This is a genomic window from Micromonospora sp. NPDC023644 (assembly GCF_040640115.1).
GTDB lineage: Bacteria > Actinomycetota > Actinomycetes > Mycobacteriales > Micromonosporaceae > Micromonospora.
In genome coordinates this window covers 93179-111579 of sequence record NZ_JBFABA010000018.1, presented here as the reverse complement: position 1 = coordinate 111579, position 18401 = coordinate 93179, and the positions used below count along the sequence as shown (strand labels likewise).

3 protein-coding genes are annotated in these 18401 nt (G+C 75.5%); all 3 read left to right on the top strand.

What is annotated here, in order from left to right:
- The coding region (locus AB0G08_RS16305; RefSeq protein WP_358088029.1) for an SDR family NAD(P)-dependent oxidoreductase at positions 1-2333 on the top strand (2333 nt) is incomplete at its 5' end.
- Positions 2334-2380: 47 nt separating this feature from the next.
- Positions 2381-13339, top strand: a complete 10959-nt coding sequence (locus AB0G08_RS16300) for an SDR family NAD(P)-dependent oxidoreductase (protein ID WP_358088026.1) — start codon at positions 2381-2383, stop codon at positions 13337-13339.
- 36 nt (positions 13340-13375) lie between these two features.
- Positions 13376-18376 carry a type I polyketide synthase gene (locus AB0G08_RS16295; RefSeq protein ID WP_358088023.1) on the top strand — a complete coding sequence of 1667 codons (5001 nt, stop codon included), beginning with the start codon at positions 13376-13378 and terminating at the stop codon, positions 18374-18376.
- Positions 18377-18401 lie beyond the last annotated feature (25 nt).

Below are 18401 nucleotides of genomic sequence, written 5' to 3'. Positions count from 1 at the left end.
GCGACGACGACGCGACGCGGCTGCTGACCAACCTCGCCATCGCCCACACCATCGGCCTGCCCGTCGACCTGACCACGGTCCTCGCCGAGGCCGACGCCGTCGCGCTGCCCACGTACGCCTTCGACCGGAGCCGGTTCTGGCCGACCACGACGACCGGGCAGGACGGCACCGAGGAGACCCCCAGCGGCGTCGACTCCGCGTTCTGGGCGGCCGTCGAACGCGAGGACCTGGCCGCGCTCGCGGAACTCACCGAGCAGGACGCGGCGGAGTCCCTGGAACGGCTGGGCGCGGCCCTGCCGGTGCTCGCCTCCTGGCGGCGCCAGCAGCGCAACCGCTCCACCCTGGACGACCTGCGGTACCGCAGCGTCTGGCAGCCGTACACCGGCACGCCCGTCAGCTTCCTTCCCGGCGCCTGGTGGGTGATCGCCGACGAGCGGCGCCCGGAGGAGGGCGAGGCCGCCGTCGCCGAGCTGGCCCGCCGGGGCGCCGACGTCCGGCTGGTGGCGTTGCCGGAGGACCTGACCGACCGGGCCGCCCTCGCCGCGCACCTGACCAGCGCCACCCGCACCGCCGACGGCGAGGTGGCCCCGGTGGACGGGGTGCTGTCGCTGCTCGCCCTCGCCGACGGCGCGGTCGACGACACCCAGCCGGTGCCGCCCTTCCTCGCCCGCTCGCTGGCGCTGATCCAGGCGCTCGGCGACCTCGACGTGGCCGCGCCGCTGTGGTGCGTCACCCGGGGCGCCGCCGGCACCACCCGGGGCGGAGCGCCCGGCCGACCGGAGCAGTCGCTGCTCTGGGGCCTCGGCCGGGTCGTCGCCCTGGAACACCCCGAGCGGTGGGGCGGCCTGGTCGACGTCCCGGCCACCCTGGACGACCACGGCTGGGACCTGCTCTGCGCCGCGCTCGCCGGCCTCGACGGCGAGGACCAGCTCGCGGTCGACGGCGCGACCATCCTGGTACGCCGGCTGGTGCGGGCGCCCGGCGGCGAGGCGGCCACCGACGAGGCCGGCTACCCGGGCACGACGCTGGTCACCGGCGGCACCGGCGCGCTCGGCGCGGAGGTGGCCCGCTGGCTGGCCGCCCGGGGAGCCGAGCACCTGATGCTGGTCAGCCGTCGTGGCGCGGACGCCCCCGGCGCCACCGAGCTGGCTCGGGAGCTGACCGGGGCGGGCACCCGGGTGACCGTCGCGGCCTGCGACGTCGCCGACCGGGCGGCGCTGGCGAAGCTGCTCGACGAGGTGCCGGCCGACGCGCCGCTGACCAGCGTGGTGCACGCGGCCGGCGTCCTGGAGGACGGGGTGCTCGACGGGCTCACCGCCGACCGCCTCGCCACCGTCCTGCGACCGAAGGTGCTCGGCGCCCTGCACCTGCACGAGCTGACCGTCGGGCGGGAACTGCGCGCGTTCGTGCTGTTCTCCGCGATGGCCGGCCAGCTCGGCGCCGCCGGTCAGGGCAGCTACGCCGCCGCCAACGCCTACCTCGACGCCCTCGCCGAGCAGCGGCACCGGCAGGGTCTGCCGGCCACCTCGGTCGCCTGGGGTCCCTGGGCGGCCGGCGGGATGGCCGCCACCGACCAGGCCGTGGAGGAGCGCCGCCGACGCACCGGCGTGGCCCGTCTCGACACCGGACCCGCGCTCACGGCGCTCGCGCAGTGCGTCGCGCGGGGCGAGCCGGCGACGATGGTGGCCGGCATCGACTGGGCGCGGTACGTGCCCGGATTCGTCGCCGTCCGGCCCAGCCCGCTCATCGCGGGCGTGGCCGAGGCGCGGCGGGCGGTCGCCGAGCGGGCCGAGGACACCGGCGTCTCCGCGGAGTCCCTGGCCGCCCTGCTCGCCGGGCAGACCGACGCCGAACGCCGCAAGACCCTGCTGGAGCTGGTGCGCGGGCAGGCCGCCGCGGTGCTCGGACACGCCTCGATGGACGCCGTGGAGCCGGACCGGGCGTTCCGGGAACTCGGCTTCGACTCGCTGACCGCCGTGGAGCTGCGCAACCGGCTCACCGCGGCGACCGGCGTGCGGCTGCCCGCCACGGTGGTCTTCGACTACCCGACCGCCGCCGGGCTGGCCGAGTACGTGCGGGCCGCGATCGTCGACGGCGGGGTGGTCGGGGTCGCGCCGGTCTTCGGTGAGCTGGACAGGTTGGAAGCGGCGCTCTCCGGCTCGGCGCCGGACCGGAGCGCCCGAATTCGGATCACCGAGCGACTGCGGGCGCTGCTGGCCTCCCTCAACGAGGCCGACGCGCCGGCGGACGGCGACACCGTCGCCGAGAAGCTCCAGGACGCGACGCCGGACGAGGTCTTCGACTTCATCGACCGCGAGCTGGGGATGTCCTGACGTGATCGCTGCTGCGACGACGGGTCAACACAAGGAGTGCGCGGTCCATGGCTGACGAGGCGAAACTTCTCGACTACCTCAAGCGGGTCACCGCTGACCTGCACCAGGTGCGTCAGCGCCTGCGCGAGGTGGAGGCCGGTGAACAGGAACCGGTCGCCATCGTCTCCATGAGCTGCCGCTTCCCCGGTGGGGTGCGGTCGCCCGAGGACCTGTGGGAGGTCGTCGCGTCCGGTCGGGACGTGGTCTCCGACTTCCCGGAGGACCGCGGCTGGGACCTCGGGTCGCTCTACGACAGCGACCCGGAGCAGGCCGGCACGTCGTACACCCGCCAGGGCGGCTTCGTCCACGACCTGGCCGACTTCGACCCGGGCTTCTTCGCGATCTCCCCCCGCGAGGCGCTGGCGATGGACCCGCAGCAGCGCTGGCTGCTGGAGACCTCGTGGGAGGCCCTGGAGCGGGCCGGCATCGACCCGCACTCGCTGCGCGGCAGCCGCACCGGCGTCTTCGCCGGCAGCACCGGTCAGGACTACGGCACCGTGCTCATGGGCGCCGCGCAGGGCCTGGAAGGGCACCTGATGACCGGCAACGCCGGCAGCGTGGTCTCCGGCCGGATCGCCTACACCTTCGGGCTGGAGGGGCCGGCGGTCACCATCGACACCGCCTGCTCGTCCTCCCTGGTCGCCCTGCACCTCGCGGGGCAGGCGCTGCGGCAGCGGGAGTGCACCCTCGCCATCGTCGCCGGCGTCACCGCGATGTGCACCCCGGCCGCCTTCGTCGAGTTCTCCCGGCAGCGCGGCCTCGCCGCCGACGGCCGGTGCAAGGCGTTCGCCGCCGCCGCGGACGGGACCGGCTGGTCCGAGGGCGTCGGCGTCCTGCTGCTGGAGCGGCTCTCGGACGCGCAGCGCAACGGCCACCCGATCCTCGCCGTGGTGCGGGGCAGCGCGGTCAACCAGGACGGCGCGTCCAACGGCCTGAGCGCCCCGAACGGGCCGTCGCAGCAGCGGGTGATCCAGCAGGCCCTGGCCAACGCCGGCCTCGCCGCCGGTGGCGTGGACGTGGTGGAGGCGCACGGCACGGGCACCCGGCTCGGCGACCCGATCGAGGCGCAGGCGCTGCTGGCCACGTACGGGCAGGACCGGGGGGACTCCCCGCCGCTGCTGCTCGGGTCGGTCAAGTCGAACATCGGGCACGCCCAGGCCGCCGCCGGGGTCGCCGGTGTGATCAAGATGGTGATGGCGATGCGGCACGGCGTCGTGCCGCCGACCCTGCACGTGGACGAGCCGACCCCCGAGGTCGACTGGTCGGCCGGCGAGGTCTCGCTGGTGACCGAGGCGACGCCGTGGCCGGCGGTGGGCCGGCCGCGCCGCTCGGCGGTCTCCTCGTTCGGGGTGTCCGGCACCAACGCGCACACCATCCTGGAACAGGCCCCGGAGCCCTCGCAGTCCCCGTCGGGCGCCGCCGCGCCGGTGGTCGAGCGGCCGGTCGTGCCGGTGCCGGTGTCGGCCCGTGACGCGGCCGGTCTCGCCGCTCAGGCGGGCCGCTGGGCGGCCCGGCTGGCCGCCGACGACACCCTGCGCCCGCTCGACGTGGCGTTCTCGTCGGTCACCTCCCGCTCCACCCTGGACCACCGGGCCGTGGTCTCCGCGACCGGCCGCGACGACCTGCTGGCCGGGCTGCGCGCCCTCGCCGCCGGCGACCCGTCCGGCGCGGTCGTCACGGGCCAGGCCGGCGGCCGGGGTTCGCTGGCGGTGCTCTTCTCCGGCCAGGGCGCGCAGCGCGCCGGCATGGGCCGGGAGCTGTACGCCGGGTTCCCGGTCTTCGCCGCCGCGCTGGACGAGGCGTGCGTGTACCTGGATGCGTTGCTGCCGCGCCCGTTGCGGGAGGTGCTGTTCGCCGAGGCGGGTACGGCCGACGCGGCGTTGCTGGATCAGACGGTCTTCACCCAGGCCGGTCTCTTCGCGGTCGAGGTGGCGCTGTTCCGCCTGGTGGAGTCGTTCGGGATCACGCCCGAGTTCGTGGGCGGCCACTCGATCGGTGAGGTCACGGCCGCGCACGTGGCCGGGGTGCTGTCCCTGGCCGACGCGTGTGCGCTCGTCGCGGCGCGGGGCCGGCTGATGCAGGCGCTGCCCACCGGCGGTGGCATGCTCGCCGTCGCGGCCGCCGAGGCCGACGTCCTCGCCACGCTCGACGGGCTCGCCGGCCGGGTGGGCGTCGCGGCCGTGAACGGGCCGACCTCGGTGGTCGTCTCCGGCGACGTGGCGGCCCTGGCGGAGGTCGAGCGGACCTGGCGGGACCGGGGCGCGCGCACGCGCCGGCTCACGGTCAGCCACGCGTTCCACAGCCCGCTGATGGAGCCGATGCTCGCCGAGTTCCGCGCCGTCCTGACCGGGCTGACGTTCGCCGCGCCGGCGCTGCCGATCGTGTCGAACGTGACCGGGGCGCTCGCCGACGCCGACGAGATCCGTACCGCCGACTACTGGGTGCGGCACGTGCGGGAGGCGGTCCGGTACGCCGACGGGGTGGCCGCGTTGCGGGCCGCCGGGGTCGACACGTTCCTGGAGGTCGGCCCGCAGAGCGTGCTGACCGCGATGGCGGCCGACATCCTGCCCGGCGACGACGCCGCGCTGAGCGTCGCCGTGCAGCGCAAGGACCGGCCCGAGGCGCAGGGGTTGCTGGCCGGGTTGGCCGAGCTGCACGTGCACGGGGTGGTGGTGGACTGGCAGCCGTGGTTCGCCGGCACCGGCGCGCGGCGGGTGGACCTGCCCACGTACGCCTTCCAGCACCAGCGCTACTGGCCCGAGGCGGGGGCGGGGTGGACCGGCGACGTCACCGCGGTCGGCCTGCGGCCCGCGCAGCACCCCCTGCTCGGGGCCGCCGTCGGCGTCGCGCACGCCGAGGGCTTCCTGTTCACCGGCCGGCTGGCCCGGCGTACCCACCCGTGGATCTCCGACCACGTCGTCTTCGACACCGTGCTCCTGCCCGGGACGGGCTTCGTCGAACTCGCCCTCCAGGCCGGCGCGCACGTCGGCGCGGACCACGTCCGCGAACTCACCCTGGAATCGCCGCTGATCCTGCCGGAGACCGGGGGCGTGGACATCCAGCTCTGGATCGGCCCGGCGGACGAGACCGGCTGCCGGTCCGTGTCGCTGCACTCCGCCCAGGACGGCGAGCCGACCGAGGGTGCCGGCGAGCGGGCCTGGACCCGCAACGCCAGCGGCGTGCTGGCCAGCGGCCCGGCCGCGCCGAGCGGCCCCGTCGGCTGGTCCGACCTGACCACCTGGCCCCCGCCCGGCGCGACCGAGGTCGGCACCGACGACCTCTACCTCAACCTCGCCGCCCAGGGCTACGACTACGGCCCGTCGTTCATCGCCCTGCGCTCCGCATGGCGGCGCGGCGACGACCTCTTCGCCGAGCTGGCGCTGCCCGAGGCCCCCGCCGCCGAGGCCGGCGGGTACGGCCTGCACCCGGCCCTGCTCGACGCCGCGCTGCACACCCTCGGCCTGACCACGCCGGCCGGCGAGCCGTCCGGCGCGGACATGCCCCCCGGGTACGGTCGGCTGCCGTTCTCCTGGAACGACGTCGCCCTGCACGGCGCCGGGGCCGCGGCGGCCCGGGTCCGGGTCTCGCACACCGGCCCCGACAGCATCTCGCTGCTGCTCACCGACGTCACCGGCGCGCCCGTCATCTCCGTCGGCTCCCTCGTCCTGCGGCCGGTCTCCGCCGACCAGCTCCGCACCGCCGGGGGCGGCGGCACCGACTCGCTGTTCCGGGTCGAGTGGGCCCCGCTCGCGCTGCCCGCCGGCCCGTCCACCGTCGACTGGGCGGTGCTCGGCGACGCGGCGGCGCTCACGGACGCGGTCGCGGCCACCGGCACGGCCGTGGCGGCGTACCCGGACCTGACCGCCCTGGCCACGGCGATGGACGAGGGGACGGAGGCACCCGGCGTGCTGGTCGTGCCGTTCCTCGACCCGCCCGCGTCGGCGGACGTGCCCCAGGCCGTCGCCGAGGTGACCCACCGGGCGCTCGCCGTGCTCCAGCAGTTCCTCGCCGACGACCGCTACACGGCCTCCCGGCTGGTGGTGCTGACCTCGGGCGCGGTCGCCACCGAGTGGGACACCGACCTGACCGACCTGGCCGGCGCCGCCGTGATCGGCCTGCTCCGCTCCGCCCAGTCGGAGAACCCCGAGCGGTTCGTGCTGGTCGACGTCGACGACATCGCCGGCTGCGCCGCCGCGCTCGTCCCGGCCGTCGCGACCGACGAGCCGCAGGTCGTCATCCGCGCGGGCGTCGCCGCCGGCGCCCGGCTCACCCGGGTCCCCGCCCCGAGCGAGCCGCCGGCCGCCCCGTTCGACGGGGACGGCACCGTCCTGATCACCGGCGCCACCGGCACCCTCGGCCAGCTGATGAGCCGGCACCTGGTGAGCACGTACGGCGTCCGGCACCTGATCCTCACCAGCCGGCGCGGTCGCGCCGCCGGGGGCGTCGCGGAACTCTGCACCGAGCTGGAGGCGCTCGGCGTGAGCGTCACCGTCGCCGCCTGCGACGTCGCCGACCGCGACGCCGTGGCCGAGCTGCTGGCCGGCATCCCGGCGGAGCACCCCCTCACCGCCGTCATCCACGCCGCCGGCGTCCGCGACGACGGGGTCATCTCCTCGCTCACCCCCGAGCGGATGGACGGCGTGCTGCGGCCGAAGGTGGACGCCGCCTGGCACCTGCACGAGCTGACCGCCGAGCTCGACCTGAAGGCGTTCGTCTCGTACTCCTCGCTCGCCGCCACCGCCGGCGGCCCGGGCCAGGGCAACTACGCCGCCGCCAACGCGTTCCTCGACGGGCTGGCCCAGCACCGCAAGGCGCGCGGCCTCGCCGCCCTCACCCTCGCCTGGGGCCTCTGGGCCGACCGCAGCGGCATGACCACCGAGCTGGACGACGTCCACCTCAACCGGATCTCCCGCTCCGGCGTCGCCGCCATGGAGGCCGAGGAGGGGCTCGCCCTCTTCGACGCGGCCTGCCGCACCACCGACGCCGCGCTCGTCCCGGCCCGGCTGGACCTCGCCGCGATGAAGGTGCAGTTCGCCGGCGGAAGCATTCCGCCGCTGTACCGGGCGCTGATCCGCACGCCCGCCCGCGCCGCCGCGGCCGCCACCGGCGCGTCGCTGGTGCAGCAGCTCGCCGGGCTCGGCGAGTCCGAACGGGCCGCCGCGCTCGTCGAGATCGTCCGGGGCCAGGCCGCCGCCGTGCTCGGCTACCCCGACCCGGCGGCCATCGAGCCGCGCCGCGCGTTCAGCGAGTTCGGCTTCGACTCGCTCACCGCCGTCGAGATGCGCAACCGGCTCAACAACGCGTTCGGGATGCGCCTGCCGGCCACCCTCGTCTTCGACTACCCGACCCCGCACGACCTGGCGGCCTTCCTGGGTACGGAGATCGCCGGCACCCCGGTTCCGGTGCGGCCCGCGACCCCCACCGTGTCGGTCGGCGACGACGAGCCCCTCGCGATCATCGGGATGGCCTGCCGGCTGCCCGGCGGGGTGTGGTCGCCCGACGACCTGTGGCGGCTGGTGGTCGACGGAGTCGACGCGATCAGCGACCTGCCGACCGACCGCGGCTGGGACCTCGACAGCCTCTACAGCCCCGACCCGGACGCCCCCGGCACCTTCTACGCCCGCGGCGGCGGCTTCCTCAGCGGCGTGGACAAGTTCGACCCCGGCTTCTTCGGCATCTCGCCCCGCGAGGCCCTGGCCATGGACCCGCAGCAGCGGCTGCTGCTGGAGACCACCTGGGAGTCCTTCGAGTCGGCCGGCATCGACCCCACCGACGTACGCGGCAGCAGCACCGGCGTCTTCGTCGGCACCAGCGGCCAGGACTACGGCTCGCTGCTCGCGTACTCGCCGGAGGCCGCCGAGGGTTACATGCTGACCGGGATGACCAGCAGCGTCATCTCGGGACGGGTGGCGTACACGTTCGGGCTGGAGGGGCCGGCGGTGTCGCTGGACACGGCCTGCTCGTCGTCCCTCGTCGCGCTGCACTGGGCCGGCCAGGCGCTGCGGCGCGGCGAGTGCGACATGGCCCTCGCCGGGGGCGTCATGGTGATGGCCACCCCGACCGCGTTCGTCGAGTTCTCCCGGCAGCGCGGCCTCGCCGCCGACGGGCGGTGCAAGTCCTTCGCCGCGTCCGCCGACGGCACCGGCTGGTCCGAGGGCGTCGGCATGCTGCTCGTGCAGCGACTCTCCGACGCCCGTCGGCAGGGCCGCACCGTGTACGCGGTGGTGCGCGGCTCCGCGATCAACCAGGACGGCGCCTCCAACGGCCTGACCGCCCCGAACGGGCCGTCGCAGCAGCGGGTGATCCGGCAGGCGCTGGCGTCGGCGCGGTTGTCCACCGCCGACGTGGACGTGGTGGAGGCGCACGGCACCGGCACCACGCTGGGCGACCCGATCGAGGCGCAGGCCCTGCTCGCCACGTACGGGCGGGAGCGGCCGGCCGACCGGCCGCTGCTGCTCGGCTCGATCAAGTCGAACATCGGCCACGCGCAGGCCGCCGCCGGCGTCGCCGGCGTCATCAAGATGGTGCAGGCCATCCGGCACGGGATGGTGCCGGCGACGCTGCACGTGGACGAGCCGTCCCCGCACATCGACTGGACCTCCGGCGCCGTCGAGCTGACGACGGAGTCGCGACCGTGGCCGGCCGTGGACCGCCCGCGTCGGGCGGCGGTGTCGTCGTTCGGCATCTCCGGCACGAACGCCCACGTGATCATCGAGCAGGCCGACGAGCCGTTCGAGGTCGCCGCTCCGGCCGAGCCCGGCCCGGGCCTGGTGGCGTCGGACGTCGCGGTGTGGCCGGTGTCGGCGCGCTCGAAGGGCGCGCTGTCCGGTCAGGCGGCCCGCCTGGCGGAGTTCGTGCGCGGGCGCGGCGAGGTCGATCCGGCTGCGGTTGGCTGGTCCCTGGCCACGACCCGGTCGGTGTTCGACCAGCGGGCCGCCGTGGTCGGTTCGACCGTCGAGGACCTGCTGGCGGGGCTCGACGCCCTGGCCTCCGGGGCGCCGGCCGGCAACGTGGTCGCCGGCACGGCCTTGTCGCACGGCGCGGGTCCAGTGTTCGTGTTCCCGGGGCAGGGTGCGCAGTCGGCGCGGATGGCCGCCGGCCTTGTCGGTCGTACGCCGGTGTTCGACGCGCGTCTGGCCGAGTGCCAGCGTGCCCTGGCCCCGTACCTGGACGTGGACCTCGTGTCGGTGCTGACCGGTGACGACGAGTCGTGGTTGGCGCGGGTCGAGGTCGTGCAGCCGGTGCTGTGGGCCGTGGGCATGGCGCTGGCGGCGGTGTGGCAGCACGCGGGTGTCGCTCCGGCTGCGGTGATCGGTCACTCGCAGGGCGAGATCGGTGCCGCGTGCGTCGCCGGCATCCTGTCCCTGGAGGATGCGGCGAAGGCCGTAGCGTTGCGGTCGCGGGCCCTGACGGTGCTGCGCGGTACCGGCACCATGGCGTCGGTCGACCTCTCCGCCGACGCCGTCGCCGAGCGTCTGCCGGCCTTCCCCGGCGTCGGTGTCGCGGCGGTCAACGGCCCCTCCACCGTCGTGGTGTCGGGTCCGCCGCAGCCGGTCGCCGACCTCGTCGAGGCGTGCCAGGCCGACGGCGTGCGCGCCCGGCTGATCCCGGTGGACTACGCGTCGCACTCCGCCGCGGTGCAGGAGGTCGCGGAGCGGTTGCGCGCCGACCTGGCCGACGTGACCCCGCGGCAGGGGAGCGTCCGGCTCGTCTCCACGCTGACCGGGGACTGGGTGGAGCCGTCCTCGATGACGGCGGACTACTGGTACGAGAACCTGCGGCAGACCGTGCGGTTCGACGCGGCCGTGCGGGTGGCCGTCGCGGCCGGGCACACCACGTTCGTGGAGATCTCCCCGCATCCCGTGCTGACGATGCCGGTGACGGCGATCCTCGACGACACCGGCGCCACCGGCCACACCCTCGGCAGCCTGCGGCGCGGCGACGACGACGCGACGCGGCTGCTGACCAACCTCGCCATCGCCCACACCATCGGCCTGCCCGTCGACCTGACCACGGTCCTCGCCGAGGCCGACACCGTCGCGCTGCCCACGTACGCCTTCGACCACCAGCGGTACTGGGTCGAGCCTCCGGTCCACCGGGCGCAGGACGTCAGCTCCGCCGGCCTCCAGGACGCCGGGCACCCGCTGCTCAGCGCCACGCTGACCTTCCCCGACAGTGAGCGGATGGTCTTCACCGGGCGGCTGTCGGTGCGTACCCACCCGTGGCTCGGCGAGCACCGGGTGATGGACAACATCCTGCTGCCCGGCACCGCCTTCGTGGAACTGGCCACGTACGCCGGCGAGCAGGCCGGCTGCCCGACGGTGGAGGAGCTGACCCTGCTCGCCCCGCTCGTGCTGCCCGAACTCGGCGCGCTCCAGGTGCAGCTCATGGTCGGCGACCGGGACGACGACGGGCGGCGTACCGTCCAGCTCTACTCCCGGCCCTACCGGGACGGCTCCGACGAGATCCTGGCCGACGTCGCCTGGACCTGCCACGCCACCGGTCTGCTCGGCCCGCAGCCGGCCGACGCCGCGCCCGCCTTCGACCTGGGGGTGTGGCCGCCGCCCGGCGCGACGCGCGTCGAGGCCGACGACTTCTACTCCGGCATCGAGGCGACCGTCTTCGGGTACGGCCCGGCGTTCCGTGGCCTGCGCGCCGCGTGGACCCGCGACGACGAGGTCTTCGCCGAGGTCGAACTGCCCGCCGACCACCACGCCGAGGCCGGCCGCTTCGGCGTGCACCCGGCGCTGCTGGACGGCGCGTTGCAGGCCATGTCGATCGGCGGCTTCCTCGGCCGGATGGGCGACGGCGCCGACGCCAGCGTGCCGCGCCTCCCGTTCGCCTGGACCGGGGTCTCCCTGCTCGCCGCCGGGGCCACCGCCCTGCGCGTGCGCGTCGCCGCGGCCGGTGAGGTCGGCGTCTCCTTCCAGGTGGCCGACGCCACCGGCGCCCCGGTGCTGCACGTCGACTCGCTGATCATGCGCCGGGTCTCCGGCGACTCGCTCGGCGCGGCCCGCTCCGGTCGGCACGAGTCGCTGTTCCAGGTGGACTGGCCGGTGCTGCCGGTGCCCACCGGCCCCGTGCCGGCGGCGATCCGCTGGGTGGCGCTCGGCGACGACCTGGCCCTCAGTGCCGCCTGCGAGGCGGCCGGCGCCCGGGTGCGTACCGACGTCGACCTCGACTCGCTCGGTGACCTGCTCGCCGGGGGTGGGCCGACCCCCGAGGCGGTGATCGTCCCGATCGGCGACGCCGGGGACCCGACGGACCCGGCGCTGGCCGGGCAGGCCCGGGCCACGACGCACCGTACCCTCGCCGCGTTGCGGACCTGGCTCGCCGACGACCGGTTCGCCGAGTCCCGGCTCGTGCTGGTCACCCGGAACGCGGTCGCGGCAGGGGAGCAGCAGGCGGTCGACCTGCGCCAGGCCCCGGTCTGGGGTCTGCTGCGCACCGCGCAGCTCGAACACCCGGGCCGGTGCCAGCTCGTCGACCTCGACGACACCCCGGACAGCGCCGCCGCGCTGGCCGCCGCGATCGCCTCCGGCGAGCCGCAGCTCGCCGTGCGGGCCGGGCAGGTCCGCACGCCACGGCTCGGGCGGGTCCCGGCCGGGGTGGAGCCGCTGCCCGGCGGGATCGACCCGGACGGCACCGTGCTGATCACCGGCGGGACGGGCGTGCTGGGCCGCATCCTGGCCCGCCACCTCGCCACCACCCACGGCGTGCGGCACCTGCTGCTGGCCGGGCGACGCGGCGCGGCGGCCGAGGGGATCGGCGACCTGGTCACTGAACTCGCCGGCACCGGTACGCAGGTGACGGTCGCCGCGTGCGACGCCGCCGATCCAGACGCCCTGGCGGCGCTGCTGGCCGGGGTGCCCGCCGCGCACCCGCTCACCGCCGTGGTGCACGCCGCCGGCGTCCTCGACGACGGCGTGCTGGAGTCGATGACCCCCGACCGGGTGGACGCGGTCGCCGTGCCGAAGATCGACGCGGCGTGGCACCTGCACCGCCTCACGGCCGACGCGGACCTCGCGGCCTTCGTCCTCTTCTCCTCGGCGGCGGCCACCCTGGGCAGCGCCGGCCAGTCCAACTACGCGGCGGCGAACGCCTTCCTCGACGCCCTCGCGGCGCACCGCCGGGCACGCGGACTCGCCGGCATCTCGCTCGCGTGGGGCCTCTGGGAACAGGCCAGCGGCATGACCGGCCACCTCGGCGACGACGACGTGCGACGGATGGCCGAGCAGGGCGCCGCCGGGCTCGCCACCGAGCAGGCGCTGAACCTCTTCGACGCCGCGTGGCGGCTCGACGCGGCGGCCGTCGTGCCGATGCGCCTGGACGTCGGGACGCTGCGGGGCCAGGCGGAGGCCGGCACCCTCGCGCCGATGCTCCGGGCCCTGGTCCGGGTGCCGCTGCGGCGCTCCGTCGACGCCACCGGCGCCCGCTCCGGCGGGGTGCAGCTCAGCCAGCGGCTCGCCGGCCTGGCCGGCCCGGAGCGGCTCAAGGTGGTGCTCGACGTGGTGCGGGCGAACATCGCCGCCGTCCTCGGCCACGCCGGCGCCGACGCCGTCGACCCGAACCGGCTCTTCACCGACCTGGGCTTCGACTCGCTCACCGCCGTCGACCTGCGCAACCGGCTCAACGGCCTGTCCGGGCTGCGGCTGCCGGCGACGCTGGTCTTCGACTACCCGACGCCGACCGCGCTCGCCGAGAAGCTGACCAGCGAGATCGCCGCCGACGCGGCGCCCTCCACGCAGCCCCTCTTCCAGGGCATCGACACGGTGGAGAGCCTGCTCAACGCCATCCCGCTCGACCCGGCGGCCCGGGCCCGGTTCACCGCCCGGATGCAGGACCTGCTCGCCAAGGCGTCCGACCTGGGGGCCGGGCCCACCGCCGAACCGGACCGGCCCGACCTCGACGCGGCCAGCGACGACGAGATCTTCGACTTCATCAGCAAAGAGTTTGGAATCTCCTGAGATGACCAACCTTCGGATCGAGGCAGGGGCCACCCGATGAGTGATGACAAGCTGCGGTACTTCCTCAAGCGGGTCACCGCCGACCTGCACGAGACCAAGCGCAAGCTGCAGACCGTCGAGGCGCGCGACCAGGAACCCCTGGCCATCGTCTCGATGAGCTGCCGCTTCCCCGGTGGCGTCCGGTCGCCAGAGGACCTGTGGGAGCTTGTCGCCGACGGCCGGGACGCGCTCACCGAGTTCCCCGACGACCGGGGGTGGGACCTGGAGGCGCTCTACGACCCCGACCCCAACAAGCCGGGCAAGAGCTACACGCGCATCGGCGGGTTCCTCGACGGCGCCGGTGACTTCGACCCGTCCCTGTTCGGGATCTCGCCGCGTGAGGCCCTCGCCATGGACCCGCAGCAGCGGCTGCTGCTGGAGACGTCCTGGGAGGCCATCGAGCGGGCCGGCATCGACCCGCTGTCGCTGCGCGGCAGCTCCACCGGTGTCTTCGTCGGGCTGAGCACCTCGAACTACGGCATGGGCCTGCCGCACGTGCCCGAGGGCGTCGACATGTACATCGGCACCGGCAACACCACCAGCGTCGCGTCCGGCCGGATCTCGTTCACCCTCGGCCTCAACGGCCCCGCCGTCACCGTCGACACCGCCTGCTCCTCCTCGCTGGTGGCCCTGCACCTCGCCGTGAACGCGCTGCGCCGCGGCGAGTGCGACCTCGCCATCGCCGGTGGCGTCACCGTGATGGTCACCCCCGGCGTCTTCGTCGTCTTCTCCCGGCAGCGCGGCATGTCCGTCGACGGCCGGTGCAGGGCCTTCGCGGCCGGCGCGGACGGCACCGGCTGGGGCGAGGGCGGCGGCGTGCTCGTCGTGGAGCGGCTGGCCGACGCCGAGCGCAACGGCCATCCGGTCCTCGCCGTGATCCGGGGCAGCGCCCTCAACCAGGACGGCGCGTCCAACGGGCTCACCGCCCCGAACGGCCCCTCCCAGCAGCGGGTCATCCGCCAGGCCCTCGCCAACGCCCGGCTCGGCACCGCCGACGTCGACATGGTCGAGGCGCACGGCACCGGCACCACCCTCGGCGACCCCATCGAGGCGCAGGCGCTCATCGCCACGTACGGGCAGGACCGGCCCGCCGACCGGCCGCTCTGGCTGGGCTCGGTGAAGTCGAACATCGGCCACACCCAGAGCGCCGCCGGCGTCGCCGGGCTGGTCAAGATGGTGATGGCGCTGCGCAACGGCGTCATGCCGGAGACCCTGCACGTCGACGAGCCCTCCCCGCACGTGGACTGGACCGCCGGGGCGGTCTCCCTGCTCACCGAGTCCAAGCCGTGGCCGGAGCTGGACCGTCCCCGCCGCGGCGGCGTCTCGTCGTTCGGCGTGAGCGGCACCAACGCGCACGTGATTCTGGAGGAGTACCGGCCGCGCGTCGCCGACCCGGCGGCCGTCGACGGCGAGGAGGCCGTCGAGGTCACCGCCGTCGCGCCCGCGCGACGCCCCGGCCTGGTCGCCTCGGACGTGACCGTCTGGCCGGTGTCGGCCCGGTCGAAGCCCGCCCTCGCCGGCCAGGCCGCCCGGCTCGCGCGGCACGTGCGCGAGCACGGCGACCTCGCCCCGGCGGCGGTCGGCTGGTCCCTGGCGACCACCCGGTCGACGTTCGACCACCGCGCCGCCGTGGTCGGGCTCGGCGCCGAGGAGCTGCTCGCGGGGCTGGACGCCCTCGCCGCCGGCCACCCGGCCGCCAACCTCGTCACCGGCACGGTCACCAGCTCCGGCGCGGGCCCCGTCTTCGTGTTCCCGGGTCAGGGCGCCCAGTCGGCGCGGATGGCCGCCGGTCTGGTCGGCCGGACGCCGGTGTTCGACGCGAAGCTGGCCGAGTGCCAGCGGGCCCTGGCCCCGTACCTCGATGTGGACCTCGTGTCGGTGCTGACCGGTGACGACGAGTCGTGGCTGGAGCGGGTCGAGGTCGTGCAGCCGGTCCTGTGGGCCGTCGGCATCGCCCTCGCGGCCGTGTGGCGCGCGGCGGGCGTCGTCCCCGACGCGGTCGTCGGCCACTCGCAGGGCGAGATCGGCGCGGCGTGCGTGGCGGGCATCCTGACCCTGGAGGACGCCGCGCGGACCGTGGCGCTGCGCTCCCGTGCCCTGGCGGTGCTGCGGGGCACCGGGACGATGGCGTCGGTGGACCTGTCGGCCGACGCGGTCGCCGAGCGCCTGCCGGCCTTCCCGGGCGTCGGCGTGGCGGCGGTCAACGGCCCGTCCACCGTCGTGGTGTCCGGCCCGCCGCAGCCCGTCGCCGACCTGGTGGCGGCGTGCCAGGCCGAGGGCCTGCGCGCCCGGCTCATCCCGGTGGACTACGCCTCGCACTCGGAGGCCGTGCAGCAGGTCGCCGAGCAGCTGCGCGCGGACCTGGCCGACGTCACCCCGCAGGCCGGTCACACCCGCCTGGTCTCCACCCTCACCGGGGACTGGGTCGACCCCGCCGCGATGACCGCGGACTACTGGTACGACAACCTGCGCCGCACCGTGCTCTTCGACGCCGCCGTGAGGGTGGCGATCGCCGCCGGGCACACCACGTTCGTGGAGATCAGCCCGCACCCCGTGCTGACGATGCCGGTGACGGCCATCCTCGACGACAGCGGCGTCACCGGCCACACCCTCGGCAGCCTGCGCCGCGGCGACGACGACGCGACCCGGCTGCTGACCAACCTCGCCACCGCGCACGCCATCGGCCTGCCCGTCGACCTGGCGAACGTCCTCGCCGAGACCGAGGTCGCGCCGCTGCCCACGTACGCCTTCGACCACCAGCGGTTCTGGCTGGACGGCAGCGGCGGCCCCGACCTGGAGAGCCTGCTGGCGGCCGCGGGTGCGGGCGACCCGAGCGACGCGAGCTTCTGGGCCGCCGTGGAGCGCGGGGACGTCACCGCCCTCGCCGAGACCATCGCCACCGAGGAGACCCCGGCCCACGAGGTCCTCGACGCGCTGCTGCCGGCCCTGCCGATGCTCACCTCCTGGCGCCGGCAGCGGCGCCGGCAGTCCGACATCGACAGCTGGCGCTACCAGGACACCTGGAAGCCGCTGACCGGCGTCGCCAACCGGGGCATGACCGGCACCTGGATCGTGGTCATGCCGACCGGCGACATCATCGAGCCCTGGCAGGACGCCTGCGTGGAGGCGTTCACGGCGGCCGGCGCGACCCTCGTCGAGGTTCCCGTCTCCACCCCCGACGTCGACCGCGACCAGTTCGGCAAGCTGCTCCAGGAGGCGCTCGCCGCCGCACCGGGCGGCGTCGACGCCGCCGCCGAGGTGACCGGCGTGGTCTCGCTGCTCGCCTTCGACGAGCTGGCCCACCCGTTGCACCCCTCCGTGCCCGGCGGCTTCGCCGCCACCGTCGCGCTCTTCCAGGCCCTCGGCGACGTCGGCCTGCGCGCCCCGATGTGGAGCGTCACCGCCGGTGCCGCCTCCGTCGGCATGGCCGACCTGCTGCGCTCCCCGGTGCAGTCGCTGGTCTGGGGCTTCGGCCGGGTCGCCGCGCTGGAGCACCCGCAGCGCTGGGGCGGCCTCGTCGACCTGCCCGAGGCCGTCGACGAGCGCTGCGCCGACCTGCTGGTCGCGGCCCTCACGGCCGCCGGCGAGGAGGACCAGATCGCGGTACGCCCCGGCGGCCTGCTCGCCCGCCGGCTCACCCGGGTCCCGCTCGGCGACAGCCAGCCCGCCAACCCGTGGCAGCCGTACGGCACGGCGCTGGTCACCGGCGGCACCGGCGCGCTCGGTGGGCACGCCGCCCGCTGGCTGGCCCGCAGCGGGGTGGAGAACATCGTCGTCGTCAGCCGGCGGGGCATGGCCGCGCCGGGCGCGCAGCAGCTCGTCGACGACCTCACCGAGCTGGGCGCCCAGGCCACCGTGGTCGAGTGCGACGCCTCCGACCGCGACGCGCTGGCTGCCCTGATCGACGCGATCCCCGTCGAGTACCCGCTCACCACGGTCGTGCACGCCTCCGCCGTGCTCGACGACGCGATGATCAACGACATCCGGCCGGAGCAGATCGAGCGGGTGCTCCAGGCCAAGGTCGACGTCGCGTACAACCTGCACGAGCTGACCCTCGACCTCGACCTGTCGGCGTTCATCATGTTCTCGTCCTTCGCCGGCAGCGTGGCCAGCTCCGGCGTCGGCAACTACGCCCCGAGCAACGCGTTCCTCGACGCGCTCGCCCAGCACCGCCGTGGCCTCGGCCTGACCGCCACCTCCATCGCCTGGGGCGCGTGGGCCGGCGGCGGCATGGCCGACGGGCCGCTCGGCGAGCTGCTGCACCGCCACGGCGTACCCGAGATGACCCCCGACGCGGCCATCACCGCGCTGCACCAGGCCGTGGACCACGGCGAGGCGTTCCTCACCATCGCCGACATCGCCTGGGAACGGTTCTCCGTCGCCTTCACCGCCACCCGGCCCGGCCCGCTGATCAGCGACCTGCCGGACGTGCGGCGGCTCGCCACGGCCGAGAAGGTCGCCAGCGTGGAGGCCGGCGACGGCCCGGACTCGTTGCAGGAGCGGCTCGCCGGGCTGCCTGCCGCCGACCGGCAGGCCGTGCTGCTCGGCCTGGTGCGCAGCCAGGTCGCCGCCGTGCTCAACTACCCGTCCGCCGAGTCGGTGGACGAGCACCGGGCGTTCCGGGAGCTGGGCTTCGACTCCGTCACCGCCGTGGAGCTGCGCAACCGGCTCGGCTCGGCCACCGGCGTGGCCCTGCCGGTCACCCTGGTCTTCGACTATCCGACCCCGACGACCCTGGCGGAGTACCTCTTCGCCGAGGTCGCCCACGACGACGTGGTCACCCCGACCGCCCTCCTCGACGATCTGGACCGGATCGCCGACAGCCTCGACGTGGTGGCGCGGGACGAGGCGGCCCGGGTGCGGGCCACCGTACGCCTGCAGGCGATGCTCTCCCGGCTCGCCCAGGACAGCGGTGGCGCCGACATCGGCCGGCACCTCGACGACGCCACCGACGACGAACTGTTCGCGATGGTCGACAAGGACCTCGGCATCTCCTGACCTTCCAGCTCCAGCTCTCTCCCGT